Source organism: Yersinia artesiana, from assembly GCF_902726545.1.
Lineage (GTDB): Bacteria > Pseudomonadota > Gammaproteobacteria > Enterobacterales > Enterobacteriaceae > Yersinia > Yersinia artesiana.
The window spans coordinates 1-14,399 of record NZ_CACVAD010000022.1 but is presented as its reverse complement, the minus strand read 5'-3'; the positions used below and the strand labels follow the sequence as shown (position 1 = coordinate 14,399).

The window sequence follows — 14,399 nt, the reverse complement described above, 5'->3', positions numbered from 1 at the left end:
TTTGTTTGTCACCAACGTAAAAACCGCTCCTTTCGGGGCGGTTTTTTTTGCTTATTTTTCAGAATGAAAGCGCGATATTTATTGGGATATGCGCCCAAAATGACGATCCCAATCCTTCCATACCGGTTGCAGCCCTGCCAGCGTTAGTGCTTGAGCCACCTGTTCAGGCGTTCGATTATCATGAGGAGCAAATTGCTCAAGTTCAGGATGGTCATCGGCATATCCACCCGGCTGCGTTTTCGACCCCGCACTGACATTATTTATCGCCAGCGGAATCACGTGATCGCGGAAGAAAGGTGATTCACGAGTCGAGAGTGACAGCTCCACATCCGGCGCAAACAGGCGGAAAGCGCAAATCAATTGCAGCAATTGTGATTCACTCATCAGAGAAGCTGGCTCAATTCCCCCGGCACACGGGCGTAAACGTGGGAATGAAATGGAGTAGCGACTCTGCCAATAAGTTTGTTGCAGGTAAAACAGATGCTCCGCCAGCATGTAGCAGTCGGTGCGCCAACTGCTCGACAAACCAATCAAAGCACCTAATCCGATCTTATCGATCCCCGCGCGTCCCAGACGATCAGGCGTTGCCAGCCGCCAATGAAAATCCTGTTTATGGCCGCGCAAATGGTGCTGCTGATAAGTCGCCGGATGATAGGTTTCTTGATAAACCATCACGCCATCCAATCCCAGTGTTTTGAGCTCCGCATACTCTTCTTCTGCCAATGGCTGAACTTCCATCATTAGCGAGCTGAATTGGTTGCGAATAGTTGGAAAATGACGGCGGAAATAGTCCATTCCCACTTTTGCCTGATGTTCACCGGTGACCAGCAGCAAGTGTTCGAAGCCCAGTGCTTTGATGGCTTCACACTCACGGATGATTTCAGTTTCATCCAATGTTTTGCGCTTGATGCGATTGCTCATCGAAAAACCGCAGTAAGTACAATCATTGGCGCACAGATTGGAAAGGTAAAGCGGCACATAAAAACTGACGGTATTGCCAAAACGCTGGCGAGTCAGTTGTTGGGCTTTCTGCGCCATTGGTTCCAGATAAGCCAGAGCCGCAGGTGAAATCAATGCCATGAGATCTTCACGACTGGGTTTGACCGCGTGAATAGCCCGCTCAACATCTGCGACAGTTTTGCTGTTGATGCGCAGAGAAATATCATCCCAATTCAATTGCTGCCAGCGCTGGCTGAACCCTTCAGACATGATTTTCTTCCTTAAGCTGGCTAAGAAAACCGGTCAGTGGGCTGGTGGCTATTGCCCTATCAAATTGTCGGTTACCAAGCCCTGCCTGACGCGCCAATTCGCCAGACTCTACCGCTAAGCGAAATGCATGAGCCATTTGTACCGGTGAGCGAGCAACAGCAATCGCGGTATTCACCAGAACAGCATCAGCGCCTAGTTCTATAGCTTCAAGTGCATGGCTTGGCGCACCAATACCGGCATCGACCACCACGGGCACTTTGGCCTGCTCGATGATAATTTGCAGGAAGTCGCGAGTGCGTAATCCCAAATTTGATCCAATAGGTGCCCCCAATGGCATGACGGCAGCACAGCCGGCTTCTTCCAGCCGTTTACACAATACCGGGTCTGCGCCGCAGTAAGGCAGAACCACAAACCCCTCTTTCACCAGTATTTCGGCGGCTTTCAGGGTTTCTATTGGATCGGGCAGCAAATACTTCACATCCGGATGAATTTCCAGTTTTATCCAATGGGTTCCTAGTGCTTCACGTGCCAGGCGCGCGGCGAAAACAGCTTCTTGCGCAGTTTTCGCTCCGGATGTATTAGGTAGTAAGCGCACGCCTAGCTGGCGCAATGGCGCAAGAATGGCATCATTACCGGCCTGAAGATCCACCCGCTTCATTGCCATGGTGATCAGTTGTGAACCGGAGGCGCGTAGTGCTTCCAGCATCAATTCAGCGGTGGCAAATTTGCCCGTACCGGTAAATAAACGTGAGGTAAAAGTGGTATCGGCGATCTTCAGCATGTCAGCCTCCGGCAATGGCCTGGAATAGTAAAATGTTGTCACCCTCGTGCAACTGATACTCTTCCCAGTCAGTTCGCGGGATAATGACCTGATTGACCGCCAGCGCGGTTCCCGGCTGGTGGCGGTTCAGTTGTTGGAGCAACTTTTCAACAGTTATGGTGCATTCCACCTCAAGCGGCTGATCATTAAGCACAATGTTTATATGATCACTCTTCACTGTGAGCCTCCACAGACAGGGCAATGCTTTGATCGCGTCAGTTGCAAGGTGCTCCAGCTTTGCTGCTTGCCATCGAATAAGCGCAACTTCCCGCTCAATGCTGACGGAAGGCCGGCCAACATCTTGATGGCTTCCAGCGCTTGTAAGGTGCCAATAACGCCGACCACCGGCCCCAAAACACCAGATGTACGGCAGTTGCGCTGCGGCAGTTCTTTATCGGGATAAAGGCAGGCGTAGCAACCATGGGAAAAAGGCGGTTCAATCACCAGTAGTTGTCCGCTAAACCCCACAGCACTGCCGCTGATTAAGGGTTTTTGTGCTGTGATACAGGCGGCATTCACCTGATGGCGGGTGTCCATGTTGTCACTGCAATCGAGTACCAAATCAGTGTTCGCCACCGCATCAGCCAATGCCGCATCGGCCAGCCTGGTATCGAAGGTGACAATCTCAACCAGCGGATTAAGATTTAGCAAATGACGCTGGGCTAACCGCACTTTAGTTTGGTTGCTGGCAGAGGTTTGGTTGATATCGGTGGTGCGATACAGGATTTGGCGCTGTAAATTGGTCAGATCCAATTGGTCATCATCAGCCAGTAATAATTTGCCGATACCCGCGGCCGCCAAATAGAGCGCGGCAGGGGAGCCAAGGCCACCCAGACCGATGATCAACACGCGGGCACTTTTCAGCTTCAACTGGCCCTCCGGGCCAATATCTTCCAGCAACAACTGGCGGCTGTAGCGCAAGAATTCACTGTCACTCAGCTCATGCTTGTTTATCATCGCTCAGCTCCTTGCCCTCAATCAGATGTAGCAATTGTGCCGTGGCCTGCTGCCAATCCTCAGCCTGGGTAATGGCACTAACCACCGCCACACTGCCCACGCCGGTTGCCAAGACGGCGGGGACTCGCTCAATACTGATGCCACCAATAGCGACGGTGGGGTAGTCCGGTGTGTTTTCCACCATCTGCTTGAGTACCGCCAGCCCCTGAGGGGATGATGGCATTTGCTTGGTTTGAGTTGGGAAGATATGACCCATTGCGATGTAAGAAGGCCGCACAGCTTTAGCTATTGCCAGTTCGTGCTCATCGTGGGTAGATACCCCGAGCCGCAATCCGGCTTGTTGTATGGCGGCCAAATCAGTGGTCTCCAAATCTTCCTGCCCCAGATGCACACCGTAAGCGCCATGCTTAATCGCCAGCCGCCAGTAATCATTAATAAATAAGCGTGCTTGATAGCGTTTGCCCAATGCAATTGCTGCGGCAATATCCTGTTCTACCTGCGCATCATCTAAATCCTTGATACGCAATTGGATAGTGGTTACCCCCGCCGCCAGCAGGCGTTCTATCCACAACACGGAATCGACGACCGGATACAGGCCAAGGCGCGGTGCGGTCGGCGGAAAGCCCTTCTGGGCCGAGAATAGTGGTGTATCAGATGGTTTCATTATCAGCCTCCGCTTTCAGATTCATCGGACTGAGATGTGATTTACTGATATACAACTCACTGCCACGAGAGCGGAACTCGGCTGACATCTGCTCCATACCCGATTGCAGCACTTCAATGGGTTGAGCGGCGGCCTGTTCTTGCCTGTCTGCGTAATCTCTCACTTCTTGCGAAATTTTCATCGAGCAGAATTTCGGCCCACACATAGAGCAGAAATGAGCAACTTTGCCGGATTCTTGCGGCAGGGTTTCGTCGTGATAGGCCCGTGCGGTTTCAGGATCGAGGGCCAAATTAAACTGATCTTCCCAGCGGAATTCAAAGCGAGCTTTCGACATAGCGTTATCGCGGATCTGCGCACCGGGGTGGCCTTTGGCCAGATCAGCGGCATGGGCTGCGATTTTATAGGTGATAAGACCCTGTTTTACATCTTCTTTATTCGGCAGGCCGAGATGCTCTTTGGGGGTGACGTAACACAACATGGCACAACCGAACCAGCCAATCATGGCCGCACCGATACCGGAGGTGAAATGGTCATAACCGGGGGCAATATCCGTGGTCAATGGGCCTAAGGTATAAAATGGCGCTTCGTGGCAATGCTCCAACTCTTCGGTCATATTGCGGCGAATCATCTGCATTGGCACATGCCCAGGGCCTTCTATCATCACTTGCACATCATATTCCCAGGCAATTTTTGTCAGTTCTCCCAAAGTATGTAGTTCGGCAAACTGGGCTTCATCATTGGCATCCTGAATAGAACCAGGACGCAGGCCATCACCCAGTGATAATGAAACATCATAGGCGGCACAAATTTGGCAAATTTCGCGGAAATGCTGGTACAGGAAGTTTTCCTGATGATGAGACAGGCACCATTTCGCCATAATCGACCCGCCACGAGAGACGATACCGGTCAGCCGTTTGGCGGTCATCGGCACATAGCGCAACAGCACACCAGCATGAATAGTAAAGTAATCGACACCTTGTTCAGCCTGCTCTAGCAAGGTGTCGCGGAACATTTCCCACGTCAGGTTTTCCGCCACCCCATTCACTTTTTCCAGCGCTTGATAGATAGGGACAGTGCCAATAGGGACCGGGCTATTACGCAGTATCCATTCACGGGTTTCATGAATATAGCGGCCAGTGGACAAGTCCATCACGGTGTCGGCACCCCAGCGGGTAGACCACACCAGTTTTTCCACTTCTTCCTCAATGGAAGAGGTCACCGCAGAGTTACCGATGTTGGCGTTTATTTTCACTAAAAAGTTGCGACCAATAATCATTGGCTCAGATTCGGGGTGGTTAATATTCGCTGGAATGATGGCCCGCCCCGCAGCGACTTCCTGTCGGACAAATTCTGCGGTGATATTGTCGGGTAGCTGCGCGCCAAATGCTTGCCCTGGATGCTGCTGGCGTAATACCTCACCGCGAATACGTTCACGCCCCATATTTTCCCGCAGCGCGATAAATTCCATTTCTGGGGTGATGATCCCTTGGCGGGCGTAATGTAATTGAGTAACACATTTGCCTTCGACGGCTTTCTTCGGGCGGGGAAGATGCTCAAAACGCAAATGATCCAAACCTTCATCTGCCAAACGTTGTTGGGTAAAACCAGAGCTAACGGAAGTCAGTGCTACGGTATCCTGACGATCGGCTATCCAGCTATCGCGTAATTTGGGCAAACCAGCATGGACATCCAGTTTAGCGCTGGGATCGCCATAAGGGCCGGATGTGTCATATACCGGAATGGCTTCGTTATCTTCATAGCGAGGATCGTCTTTGCCGCCGCCGATCAATGTTGGGTTGAGTTGGATCTCGCGCATTGGCACTTGAATATCGGGCCGTGAGCCTTGCAGATAAATACGTTGTGAGTTGGGGAAAGTGACACCTTGCAAGGTATCAATAAACGTCTGGGCTTGTTCACGTTGCTGTTTACGTGAAATGGATTGGCGTGGACGTGATGAATCTTTAGCGGTTGTATGATTAAAAATTGTATTATTAGACATAGCAATTCCTACCAATGTGGTTATAGAGCCAATGTGGTTTATAGGGAAAATTGCTTGTCTGGAGCTTGGCGGGAGTAACGATGTTGGCCAGTGACCGGCTGCCACCTGTAAGGGGAATACCGGGCCTGTAGCGATAAATTACTCTTGTTCCCTTCGCGGGTATTAACCCGATCAGGTTCCGCGGATCCCGAATTAACGGTCTCAGCCTGCGTTTGCTTTCGTAAGAAAACAGGTGCTAGGCACTCCGACAAGAGTCCTTACTATACGAGGTTGCATTAAAACTACAATAGTGTGCTGTAAGCTATTTTACTTACCACTTTGAACTAATTTATTAGGTTAATTGGTCTGGCTCTTTTTATTTTCTGACTGAGCGGCTTGCCATGACTCAGCAGCCCATTGAATAAGTTGATCTTCCAGCCGAAAACGAGCATCAAGCGCTTCACCGATATCGGATAAAGCTTGTTGAAACTCGGTGCAACTGTCGTCGTCGATCTCAATGTTTGTATAACGATCATGGAATGCCATGATAGTTTGAGTGTTATTTTTTAAAGCGGGATAAACTTTGGTCGTCAGGGCCATTTTCGGGCTGGACGCGCCTTCTACCTGTTTGATAATTCTATCGTAGATATGGAAGTGTCCGGAGGAGAGATAATCCACCAGGTTATGGCAAAAGTTCTCCAGCGCTTTTTCATTAAGCGGGGTATGCTTTCCTTTTTGTGGCTTAATACCGATCACTGTGCAATACGAGACTAAAAGTTCTTTACGTGCATGAAGCCATTGATCAATTAATTCATTACTGCCGCCAACGCGTTGAGTCAGGCTTTCTAGTCGGTTAAGCATGAGATCGACTCCGTGAAGTAATAATGGGTTACAAAAATGTAACAAGCCGGATTCTAGATTGCCAGTGAAGTCGAGGTTGTGCAACAACGATATGGAACTACAACTTACAGGTAAAGAAAGTGGCTGGTGGATTGTCAGCCATGAAAATAAATTATGGTTACCAAAAGGGGAGTTACCACAAGGTAACGCGGCTAATTGGTCATTACAGGGCGCGACCGCAAGGCAAATTGGTGAATGGCAAGGGCAGGCGGTTTGGCTTATCCGCCAGATGATGTCTGCGGATATGGGATCAGTGCGGCAATTACTGGATGTCGATCGCGGTTTGTTCCAATTAGCGGGCCGTGGCGTGCAATTAGCCGAGTTTTACCGCTCTCACCGCTATTGTGGCTATTGTGGGCATCAAATGCATGCCAGCCGTACCGAGTGGGCTTGTCTGTGCAATCACTGCCGTGAACGCTATTACCCGCAAATTGCCCCGTGCGTGATTGTTGCCATTCGCCGCGGTGATGAGATTTTATTGGCACAACATGTTCGCCATCGTGGTGGCATTAACACGGTGTTAGCCGGGTTTGTCGAAGTGGGAGAAACGCTGGAGCAGGCGGTGTCCCGTGAAGTGCTGGAAGAAAGTAATATCCACATTAAAAACCTGCGCTATGTGACATCGCAGCCGTGGCCATTCCCACATTCACTGATGATGGCATTTATGGCGGAGTATGACAGCGGTGAGCTGCGACACGATCCTAAAGAGTTGCTGAATGCCGGTTGGTATCGCTATGATCAATTGCCATTGTTGCCACCACCAGGCACCGTGGCACGTCGCTTGATTGAAGATACCGTCGTATTATGCCGCGAAGAGCAGTTCGACGACGGAGAATAGCTAAAAACCGCGTTTAGCTGCCGCAGGAAAGTATTATCCGGCATGCTACAATGCGTGCAGATAATCAAGGAGCTTTATCATGAATGAGTTGAAAAACGATCGCTATCTGCGTGCTTTACTACGCCAGCCGGTAGATGTCACTCCGGTATGGATGATGCGCCAGGCAGGCCGCTATTTGCCAGAGTATAAAGCCACCCGCGCTATTGCCGGGGATTTTATGTCGCTGTGCAAAAATGCTGAATTGGCCTGTGAAGTGACGATGCAGCCGTTGCGTCGTTATCCGCTGGATGCGGCGATTCTGTTTTCCGACATTCTGACCATTCCCGATGCAATGGGGTTGGGGTTGTACTTTGAAACCGGCGAAGGCCCGCGTTTTCAATCTCCGATTACCTGTCGTGCCGATGTTGAAAAGCTCCCTATTCCCGATCCTGAGCAGGAGTTGGGTTACGTTATGAATGCGGTGAGAACCATCCGCCGTGAGCTGGCCGGTGCGGTGCCATTAATTGGCTTTTCCGGCAGCCCGTGGACATTGGCGACTTATATGGTTGAAGGTGGCAGTAGTAAGGCCTTCACCAAACTGAAAAAAATGATGTATGCCGAGCCGCAGACTTTGCATCTGTTGCTGGATAAATTGGCTGACAGTGTCATTTTGTATCTCAATGCTCAAATCAAAGCTGGCGCGCAATCTGTGATGGTCTTTGATACCTGGGGCGGGGTACTGACCGGGCGTGATTATGCAGAGTTCTCCTTGAATTACATGCATAAAATCGTTGATGGTTTGATCCGCGAAAACGATGGGCGTCGGGTACCAGTGACCTTGTTCACCAAAGGCGGTGGACAATGGCTGGAAGCGATGGCCGCCACCGGTTGCGATGCTTTGGGGCTGGATTGGACTACGGATATTGCCGATGCGCGCCGCCGGGTAGGCGACAAAGTTGCGCTACAAGGCAATATGGACCCTTCCATTCTTTATGCGCCTGCTGCGCGTATCGAGGAAGAAGTCAGTACCATTCTGGCCGGTTTTGGTCAGGGTGAAGGGCATGTATTTAATCTGGGCCACGGCATCCATCAGGATGTCCCACCAGAACATGCGGGTGCTTTTGTGAAGGCTGTTCATGCATTATCAAAGCCTTATCACCAAAAGTAATTAATTGAGGGAACGTGTTACCAAATGGTAGATACCAAGGCGTTACGGGCAGAACAGCGGCAACGCGCATCTGAAATTAGCCTTCAAGATGATATCGCAAGTGAGTCAGTGCGTTTTATCGCGGGAGCAGATGTTGGTTTTGAGCAGCAGGGGGAAGTGACCCGTGCTGCGATTGCCGTTTTACGTTACCCCTCGCTCGAATTGGTGGAATATCAGGTTGCCCGCGTGGCAACTTCACTCCCGTATATCCCCGGTTTACTCTCTTTTCGTGAATATCCTGCATTATTAGCCGCTTGGGAGCAGATACAACAACGACCTCAATTGGTTTTTGTTGACGGGCAGGGGATAGCGCATCCTCGCCGTTTAGGGGTTGCCAGCCATTTTGGCTTGCTGGTGGATGTCCCGACCATTGGTGTTGCCAAAAGCCGTTTGTGCGGGCATTTTGAGCCATTGGGCAACGATAACGGCGCATTGCAGCCTTTGGTTGATGCCGATGAGCAGCTAGGTTGGGTATGGCGCAGCAAAAACCGTTGTAATCCGCTATTTATTTCACCCGGCCACCGGGTGAGTGTTGTCCGTGCATTAGAGTGGGTTCAACATTGTATGGCGGGTTACCGTTTGCCGGAACCGACTCGTTGGGCCGATGCTATTGCGTCAAACCGCCCGCAATTTCAACGGTGGGTGCGGAAAAATCCTGATTTGCTTGGCAACCATAGGGATATGATTTAATTTCGGGTACACTGCCGCGCAGATAATGAATAATGAGAACTCATAATGATACGTAATCCGATTCATCTACGTCTCGAAAAGCTGGAAAGTTGGCAACACCTGACTTTCATGGCTTGCTTGTGCGAGCGGATGTATCCCAACTATCAGCAATTTTGCCTGGAAACCGAGTTTGGTGATCCGGCCGTTTACCGACGTATTCTGGATCTTATCTGGGAAACTTTGGTGGTAAAAGACGCTAAGGTTAATTTTGATAGCCAATTAGAGAAGCTGGAAGAGGCAATTCCTTCCGCTGATGACTATGCTATCTACGGTGTTTACCCTGCCATCGATGCCTGTATTGCTTTAAGTGAAGCTATTCATTCACGTTTGAGTGGCGAAACTTTAGAGCATGCTATCGCTATCAGCGAAACGTCAATCCGTACCGTTGCGATGTTGGAAATGACATTGGCTGGCAAAGAAATGACCGATGAAGAACTGAAAATCTTGCCCGCGATTGAAGAAGAATGGGATATCCAATGGGAGATTTTCCGCCTGTTAGCTGACTGCGAAGAGCGCGACCTGGATCTGATTAAAGGGTTACGTTCTGACCTACGGGAAGCGGCTGTTAGCAACATTGGCATAAATTTAACGCAATAAGGCAAGAAAACGTGATTTAACGCCTGATTTGTCACGTCTTAAGGCTTCACATCTGCCCCCTGTCTGTTCTACATTTGGGGGGCGAAAAAAAGTGGCTATCGGTGCGTGTATGCAGGAGAGTGCTGTCAATCGGCATATCCGTCGCACTCGATGCTTTGCAAACGATAAACACACTGTAAGGATAACTTATGAATAAGACTCAACTGATTGACGTAATCGCGGACAAAGCGGACCTTTCTAAAGCTCAAGCAAAAGCGGCTTTGGAATCCACACTGGCTGCAATTACCGAATCTCTGAAAGAGGGTGATGCAGTACAATTGGTTGGTTTTGGTACCTTCAAAGTAAACCATCGTAATGAGCGCACTGGCCGCAACCCACAAACCGGTAAAGAAATCAAAATTGCTGCAGCTAATGTGCCAGCGTTTGTTTCTGGTAAGGCATTGAAAGACGCTGTTAAATCTTAATAGTGTGTCAGTGAAAATAATAAACGGGGGGGTGGCAAAGCCCCTTTTGTTTATGCAGCGGGTGCTGATGACCCTCGGTCTAGCCTTTGGTCTCAGCGCCTGTAGCAGTCAGTCCAGCTCCCCTCAATTCAGTGCCAGCGGTTATATCGCCGACAGCGGTGTAGTGCGTTTATGGCGTCAGGATAATGCGCAACAGCAACCACAAGTGCTGATGAGTGTTTACAGCCCCTACTCCGGGGGGAATACTCGTGTGACCTTCTATGAATATCAAAATGGCGTATTGCGGGAAATCCGGCGTAATGATCTGGGTGATGATCCACAAAGTGTCGAGCTACGTTTTGATGAGCAAGGGCAGGTCAGTTTTATGCAACGCCAACTGGCAACACGGCGTGAGCAACTCTCGGTTGATAATATTGCGGTTTATCAATTGGAAGCTAAACGAATTCTGGAACTGAGCAGCGCGCTGCGTGCCGGTAACGTTCAGTTAATTCAGGGGCGCTGGCAAGATGGCATCGTGACAACCTGTGCTGGGAAAAAGTTGCGGCTGAATCTTGATGACAATTCGCAAGCATGGTTGAGTAAACGGGGCGCGAATAGCGCAGAACCATTGGGTGTCGCGTGGCTGGATTCATCGGAAGGACAGCAATTGTTATTGGTTGCTAATCAGGACTTCTGCCGTTGGGAACCTCAATCAGGTAGTTTATAAGAGAAGGGGCACAACAAACGGTACCCCTTGAAAGACTTAATACTTGTTTACCGCGAGCAATTATTTTTCTCGGGCAATCGCCCGATAGCCAATGTCCTTACGGCAGAACATACCTTCCCACTGAATCTTCTCAGCGAGCTTATAAGCATGTTGCTGTGCCTGTGCAACCGTTGCTCCGAGCGCCGTCACACACAACACGCGCCCACCACTGGTCACGACATTATTATTGCTGTCTAGCTTGGTTCCAGCATGGAACACTTTGCCATCAGCTACTTCCTGCTGTGGTAGCCCATGAATGATATCACCCTGACGGTAATCCGCTGGATAGCCGCCTGCGGCCAGAACCACACCCAGTGACGGGCGTTCATCCCAGTCAGAAGTTTTCTCGTTCAACTTGCCTTGTGCGCCAGCTAAACACAACTCAACCAAATCTGAACGCATACGCAGCATGATTGGCTGGGTTTCCGGGTCGCCAAAACGGCAGTTGAATTCGATAACCTTTGGTTGCCCATCGGCGGAGATCATCAAACCCGCATAAAGAAAACCGGTATAAACATTACCTTCTGCTGCCATACCGCGCACCGTGGGCCAGATAACCTGATCCATCACCCGCTGATGGACTTCATCCGTGACGACAGGCGCGGGAGAATAAGCCCCCATGCCGCCGGTATTCGGGCCGGTATCACCATCACCAACGCGCTTATGATCCTGGCTGGTGGCCATCGGTAACACGTTTTCACCATCAACCATCACAATAAAGCTGGCTTCTTCACCATCAAGGAACTCTTCCACCACGATACGGTGACCGGCATCACCAAACGCATTGCCAGCCAGCATGTCATGAACTGCGGTTTCTGCCTCTTCCAGCGTCATCGCGACAATCACACCTTTACCGGCAGCCAGTCCATCAGCTTTAATCACGATTGGCGCACCAATTTTGCGCACATAAGCTAACGCCGGTTCTACCTCGGTAAAGTTCTGGTAAAACGCGGTAGGAATATTATGGCGGGCCAGGAAATCTTTGGTGAAAGCTTTAGAACCTTCCAATTGAGCGGCGGCTTGCGTTGGGCCAAAGATAGTCAGGCCCGCCGCGCGGAAGGCGTCAACCACACCGATGACGAGTGGTGCTTCGGGGCCGACGATAGTCAGGCCAATATCGTGGCTTTGCGCAAATGCCAGTAAACCGGCAATGTCGGTGGCGGCGATATCGACATTTTCTAGCGTAGGTTCCAGGGCCGTGCCAGCATTACCCGGCGCAACATAAATTTTATCGGCTAAAGGTGACTGTGCTGCTTTCCAGCCCAGCGCATGCTCGCGCCCGCCATTGCCAATAATCAAAATATTCATCTGATAACTCCGTTAAGCGGGTTAATTAATGGCGGAAATGGCGCATGTCGGTAAAGATCATGGCGATACCATGCTCATCAGCCGCAGCAATGACTTCATCGTCACGAATAGAACCACCCGGTTGGATGACACAGGTGATCCCGACGGCTGCTGCCGCATCAATACCGTCGCGGAATGGGAAGAAAGCATCAGAAGCCATGGCTGACCCTGCCACTTCTAAACCTTCATCTGCCGCTTTGATACCGGCTATTTTTGCTGAGTACACGCGGCTCATCTGGCCTGCGCCTATGCCGATAGTCATATTGTCGCGCGCATAAACAATGGCATTAGATTTAACGAACTTGGCAACTTTCCAGCAGAACAGCGCATCACGCAGCTCTTGCTCGGTCGGCTGGCGTTTGGATACCACACGTAAATCCGCCTCAGTCACCATGCCCAAATCGCGGTCTTGCACTAACAAGCCACCATTGACACGTTTGAAGTCCAGGCCAGCAGAACGTTCTTGCCACTGACCACAAGTCAGAACACGCACATTCTGTTTGGCGGCTAACAGCGCCAAAGCTTCAGCACTGACAGATGGGGCAATAATCACTTCAACAAATTGACGGCTGATAATGGCGCTGGCGGTTTCGGCATCCAACTCGCGGTTAAAGGCGATAATGCCGCCAAAAGCTGACGTTGGGTCAGTTTTATAGGCCTTGTCATAGGCGGCCAGCAGAGAGTCGGCAATCGCCACGCCACATGGGTTAGCATGTTTAACTATTACACAAGCAGGTTCGCTAAACTCTTTCACACATTCAAGTGCGGCATCGGTATCGGCGATATTGTTATAGGAGAGGGCCTTGCCTTGTAATTGCTGCGCGGTAGCCACCGATGCTTCTTTCACATCTTCTTCTATATAGAAGGCTGCTTGCTGGTGGCTGTTCTCACCGTAACGCATATCCTGTTTCTTTATATAGTTAAGATTCAGGGTGCGAGGGAAGCGGCCAGATGGCTGCTCGGTATCACCATAATAAGGTGGCACCAATGCGCCGAAGTAGTTGGCAATCATGCTGTCGTAAGCGGCGGTGTGTTCGAAAGCTTTGATCGCCAGGTTGAAACGGGTTGGGTACGTCAATGAACCGTCATTCGCGTCCAGCTCGGCAATAATAGCTGGGTAGTCGCTACTCTTAACGACAATGGCGACATCTTTATGATTCTTGGCCGCAGAGCGCACCATGGTTGGGCCACCGATGTCGATATTCTCAACGGCGTCTTCCAATGAACAATCTGCGCGGGCCACGGTTTGGGCAAATGGATATAAATTCACGACTACAATATCGATTGGCTGAATATCATGTTGAGCCATGATTCCATCATCCTGGCCGCGACGGCCTAAAATGCCGCCATGTACTTTGGGATGCAAAGTTTTAACTCGTCCGTCCATCATTTCCGGGAAGCCGGTGTAGTCAGACACTTCGGTGACAGGCAGACCTGCATCAGCCAGCAGGCGGGCAGTCCCGCCGGTGGAAAGTAACTCGATACCACGTTGTGAAAGTGCAGTGGCGAATTCGATGATACCGGCTTTGTCAGACACACTGAGCAGAGCACGGCGGATTGGGCGGCGTTGTTGCATGGTTTTATCCCTTGGCTTTGGAGTCGCAGTTGTTCTTCGCAATCAATCAATAGAGCGTTACGTGAATCTCTTCTATCTATATAAAGAGAAAAACAGATTCAGATAACGTCCCGATAGCGGGAAATGCCAGCGAGGTCACTCTTATTCGACGCGGGGAATTGTAGCGAAAACGATTGCGCGATGCTCGTCAATTTTGAGAACAGTTTCAATCTGTGGATAAGTTTGTGCACAACAGGGTATAAGGCGGGGTTTTGCTGTGGAATGCAGCAAACAGTCATTTTTATTGAAATTAGCGGTTGCGGGCAGCTGAGAACTCCCTATAATGCGCATCCATCGAGACGGCACACAACGAATCAAGTAGTTAAGTGACCGGCAAAGAGAACAGAGAA

Annotated in this window: 15 protein-coding genes and 1 riboswitch; of the genes, 6 read left to right on the top strand and 9 right to left on the bottom strand. The window is 50.4% G+C overall.

Features of this window, described 5'->3' with window-relative positions:
* Window positions 1-78: 78 nt before the first annotated feature.
* The 7 genes from thiH to rsd form a co-directional block, all read right to left on the bottom strand.
* On the bottom strand, window positions 79-1,209 hold the full coding sequence (gene thiH / locus HU019_RS09360; RefSeq protein WP_174849924.1) for a 2-iminoacetate synthase ThiH: 1,131 nt from the start codon (window positions 1,207-1,209) through the stop codon (window positions 79-81).
* Window positions 1,202-1,990, bottom strand: coding sequence for a thiazole synthase (locus HU019_RS09355; protein ID WP_174849923.1), 789 nt, complete (start codon window positions 1,988-1,990; stop codon window positions 1,202-1,204). The genes thiH and HU019_RS09355 overlap by 8 nt, the downstream gene beginning before the upstream one ends.
* Window position 1,991: 1 nt before the next feature.
* Entirely contained in the window at window positions 1,992-2,207 is a 216-nt protein-coding gene (thiS, locus tag HU019_RS09350) for a sulfur carrier protein ThiS (RefSeq protein WP_019080249.1), read from the bottom strand.
* Window positions 2,204-2,986 (bottom strand): HesA/MoeB/ThiF family protein, encoded by a 783-nt coding sequence (locus HU019_RS09345; protein WP_174849922.1) that lies wholly within the window; start codon window positions 2,984-2,986, stop codon window positions 2,204-2,206. The genes thiS and HU019_RS09345 overlap by 4 nt, the downstream gene beginning before the upstream one ends.
* Window positions 2,970-3,650, bottom strand: a complete 681-nt coding sequence (gene thiE, locus HU019_RS09340) for a thiamine phosphate synthase (protein ID WP_174849921.1) — start codon at window positions 3,648-3,650, stop codon at window positions 2,970-2,972. The genes HU019_RS09345 and thiE overlap by 17 nt, the downstream gene beginning before the upstream one ends.
* Window positions 3,637-5,649 (bottom strand): phosphomethylpyrimidine synthase ThiC, encoded by a 2,013-nt coding sequence (gene thiC / locus HU019_RS09335; RefSeq protein ID WP_227739325.1) that lies wholly within the window; start codon window positions 5,647-5,649, stop codon window positions 3,637-3,639. Before thiC ends, thiE begins: the two co-directional genes overlap by 14 nt.
* Window positions 5,650-5,780: 131 nt before the next feature.
* A riboswitch (TPP riboswitch) is annotated at window positions 5,781-5,906 on the bottom strand.
* 79 nt (window positions 5,907-5,985) lie between these two features.
* Window positions 5,986-6,489: a sigma D regulator gene (rsd, locus tag HU019_RS09330; RefSeq protein WP_174849920.1), complete on the bottom strand. Its 504-nt coding sequence runs from the start codon at window positions 6,487-6,489 to the stop codon at window positions 5,986-5,988.
* Between the two features lie 91 nt (window positions 6,490-6,580).
* Here rsd and nudC point away from each other — a divergent pair, with 91 nt between their 5' ends.
* From nudC to HU019_RS09300, 6 genes are all read left to right on the top strand, one after another.
* Complete coding sequence (gene nudC / locus HU019_RS09325) at window positions 6,581-7,366, top strand: NAD(+) diphosphatase (protein ID WP_174849919.1); 786 nt, start codon at window positions 6,581-6,583, stop codon at window positions 7,364-7,366.
* A gap of 79 nt (window positions 7,367-7,445) precedes the next feature.
* A complete protein-coding gene (gene hemE / locus HU019_RS09320) occupies window positions 7,446-8,513 on the top strand; it encodes a uroporphyrinogen decarboxylase (RefSeq protein WP_005175675.1) in 1,068 nt (355 codons plus the stop codon).
* A 24-nt stretch (window positions 8,514-8,537) separates the two neighbouring features.
* Complete coding sequence (gene nfi / locus HU019_RS09315) at window positions 8,538-9,242, top strand: deoxyribonuclease V (RefSeq protein WP_174849918.1); 705 nt, start codon at window positions 8,538-8,540, stop codon at window positions 9,240-9,242.
* Window positions 9,243-9,287: 45 nt separating this feature from the next.
* The gene (locus tag HU019_RS09310) at window positions 9,288-9,878 is read left to right on the top strand and encodes a YjaG family protein (RefSeq protein WP_005166074.1); all 591 of its coding nucleotides are present in this window, start codon (window positions 9,288-9,290) and stop codon (window positions 9,876-9,878) included.
* A gap of 188 nt (window positions 9,879-10,066) precedes the next feature.
* On the top strand, window positions 10,067-10,342 hold the full coding sequence (hupA, locus tag HU019_RS09305) for a nucleoid-associated protein HU-alpha (RefSeq protein WP_005166072.1): 276 nt from the start codon (window positions 10,067-10,069) through the stop codon (window positions 10,340-10,342).
* Window positions 10,343-10,394: 52 nt separating this feature from the next.
* Window positions 10,395-11,048 carry a DUF1481 domain-containing protein gene (locus HU019_RS09300; RefSeq protein ID WP_174849930.1) on the top strand — a complete coding sequence of 218 codons (654 nt, stop codon included), beginning with the start codon at window positions 10,395-10,397 and terminating at the stop codon, window positions 11,046-11,048.
* Between the two features lie 60 nt (window positions 11,049-11,108).
* Here the strand turns inward: HU019_RS09300 and purD are convergent, their stop codons facing one another.
* Both purD and purH read right to left on the bottom strand, forming a co-directional pair.
* Complete coding sequence (gene purD, locus HU019_RS09295) at window positions 11,109-12,395, bottom strand: phosphoribosylamine--glycine ligase (protein WP_174849917.1); 1,287 nt, start codon at window positions 12,393-12,395, stop codon at window positions 11,109-11,111.
* A 25-nt stretch (window positions 12,396-12,420) separates the two neighbouring features.
* Window positions 12,421-14,010 carry a bifunctional phosphoribosylaminoimidazolecarboxamide formyltransferase/IMP cyclohydrolase gene (purH, locus tag HU019_RS09290; protein ID WP_174849916.1) on the bottom strand — a complete coding sequence of 530 codons (1,590 nt, stop codon included), beginning with the start codon at window positions 14,008-14,010 and terminating at the stop codon, window positions 12,421-12,423.
* Between the last annotated feature and the right edge of the window lie 389 nt (window positions 14,011-14,399).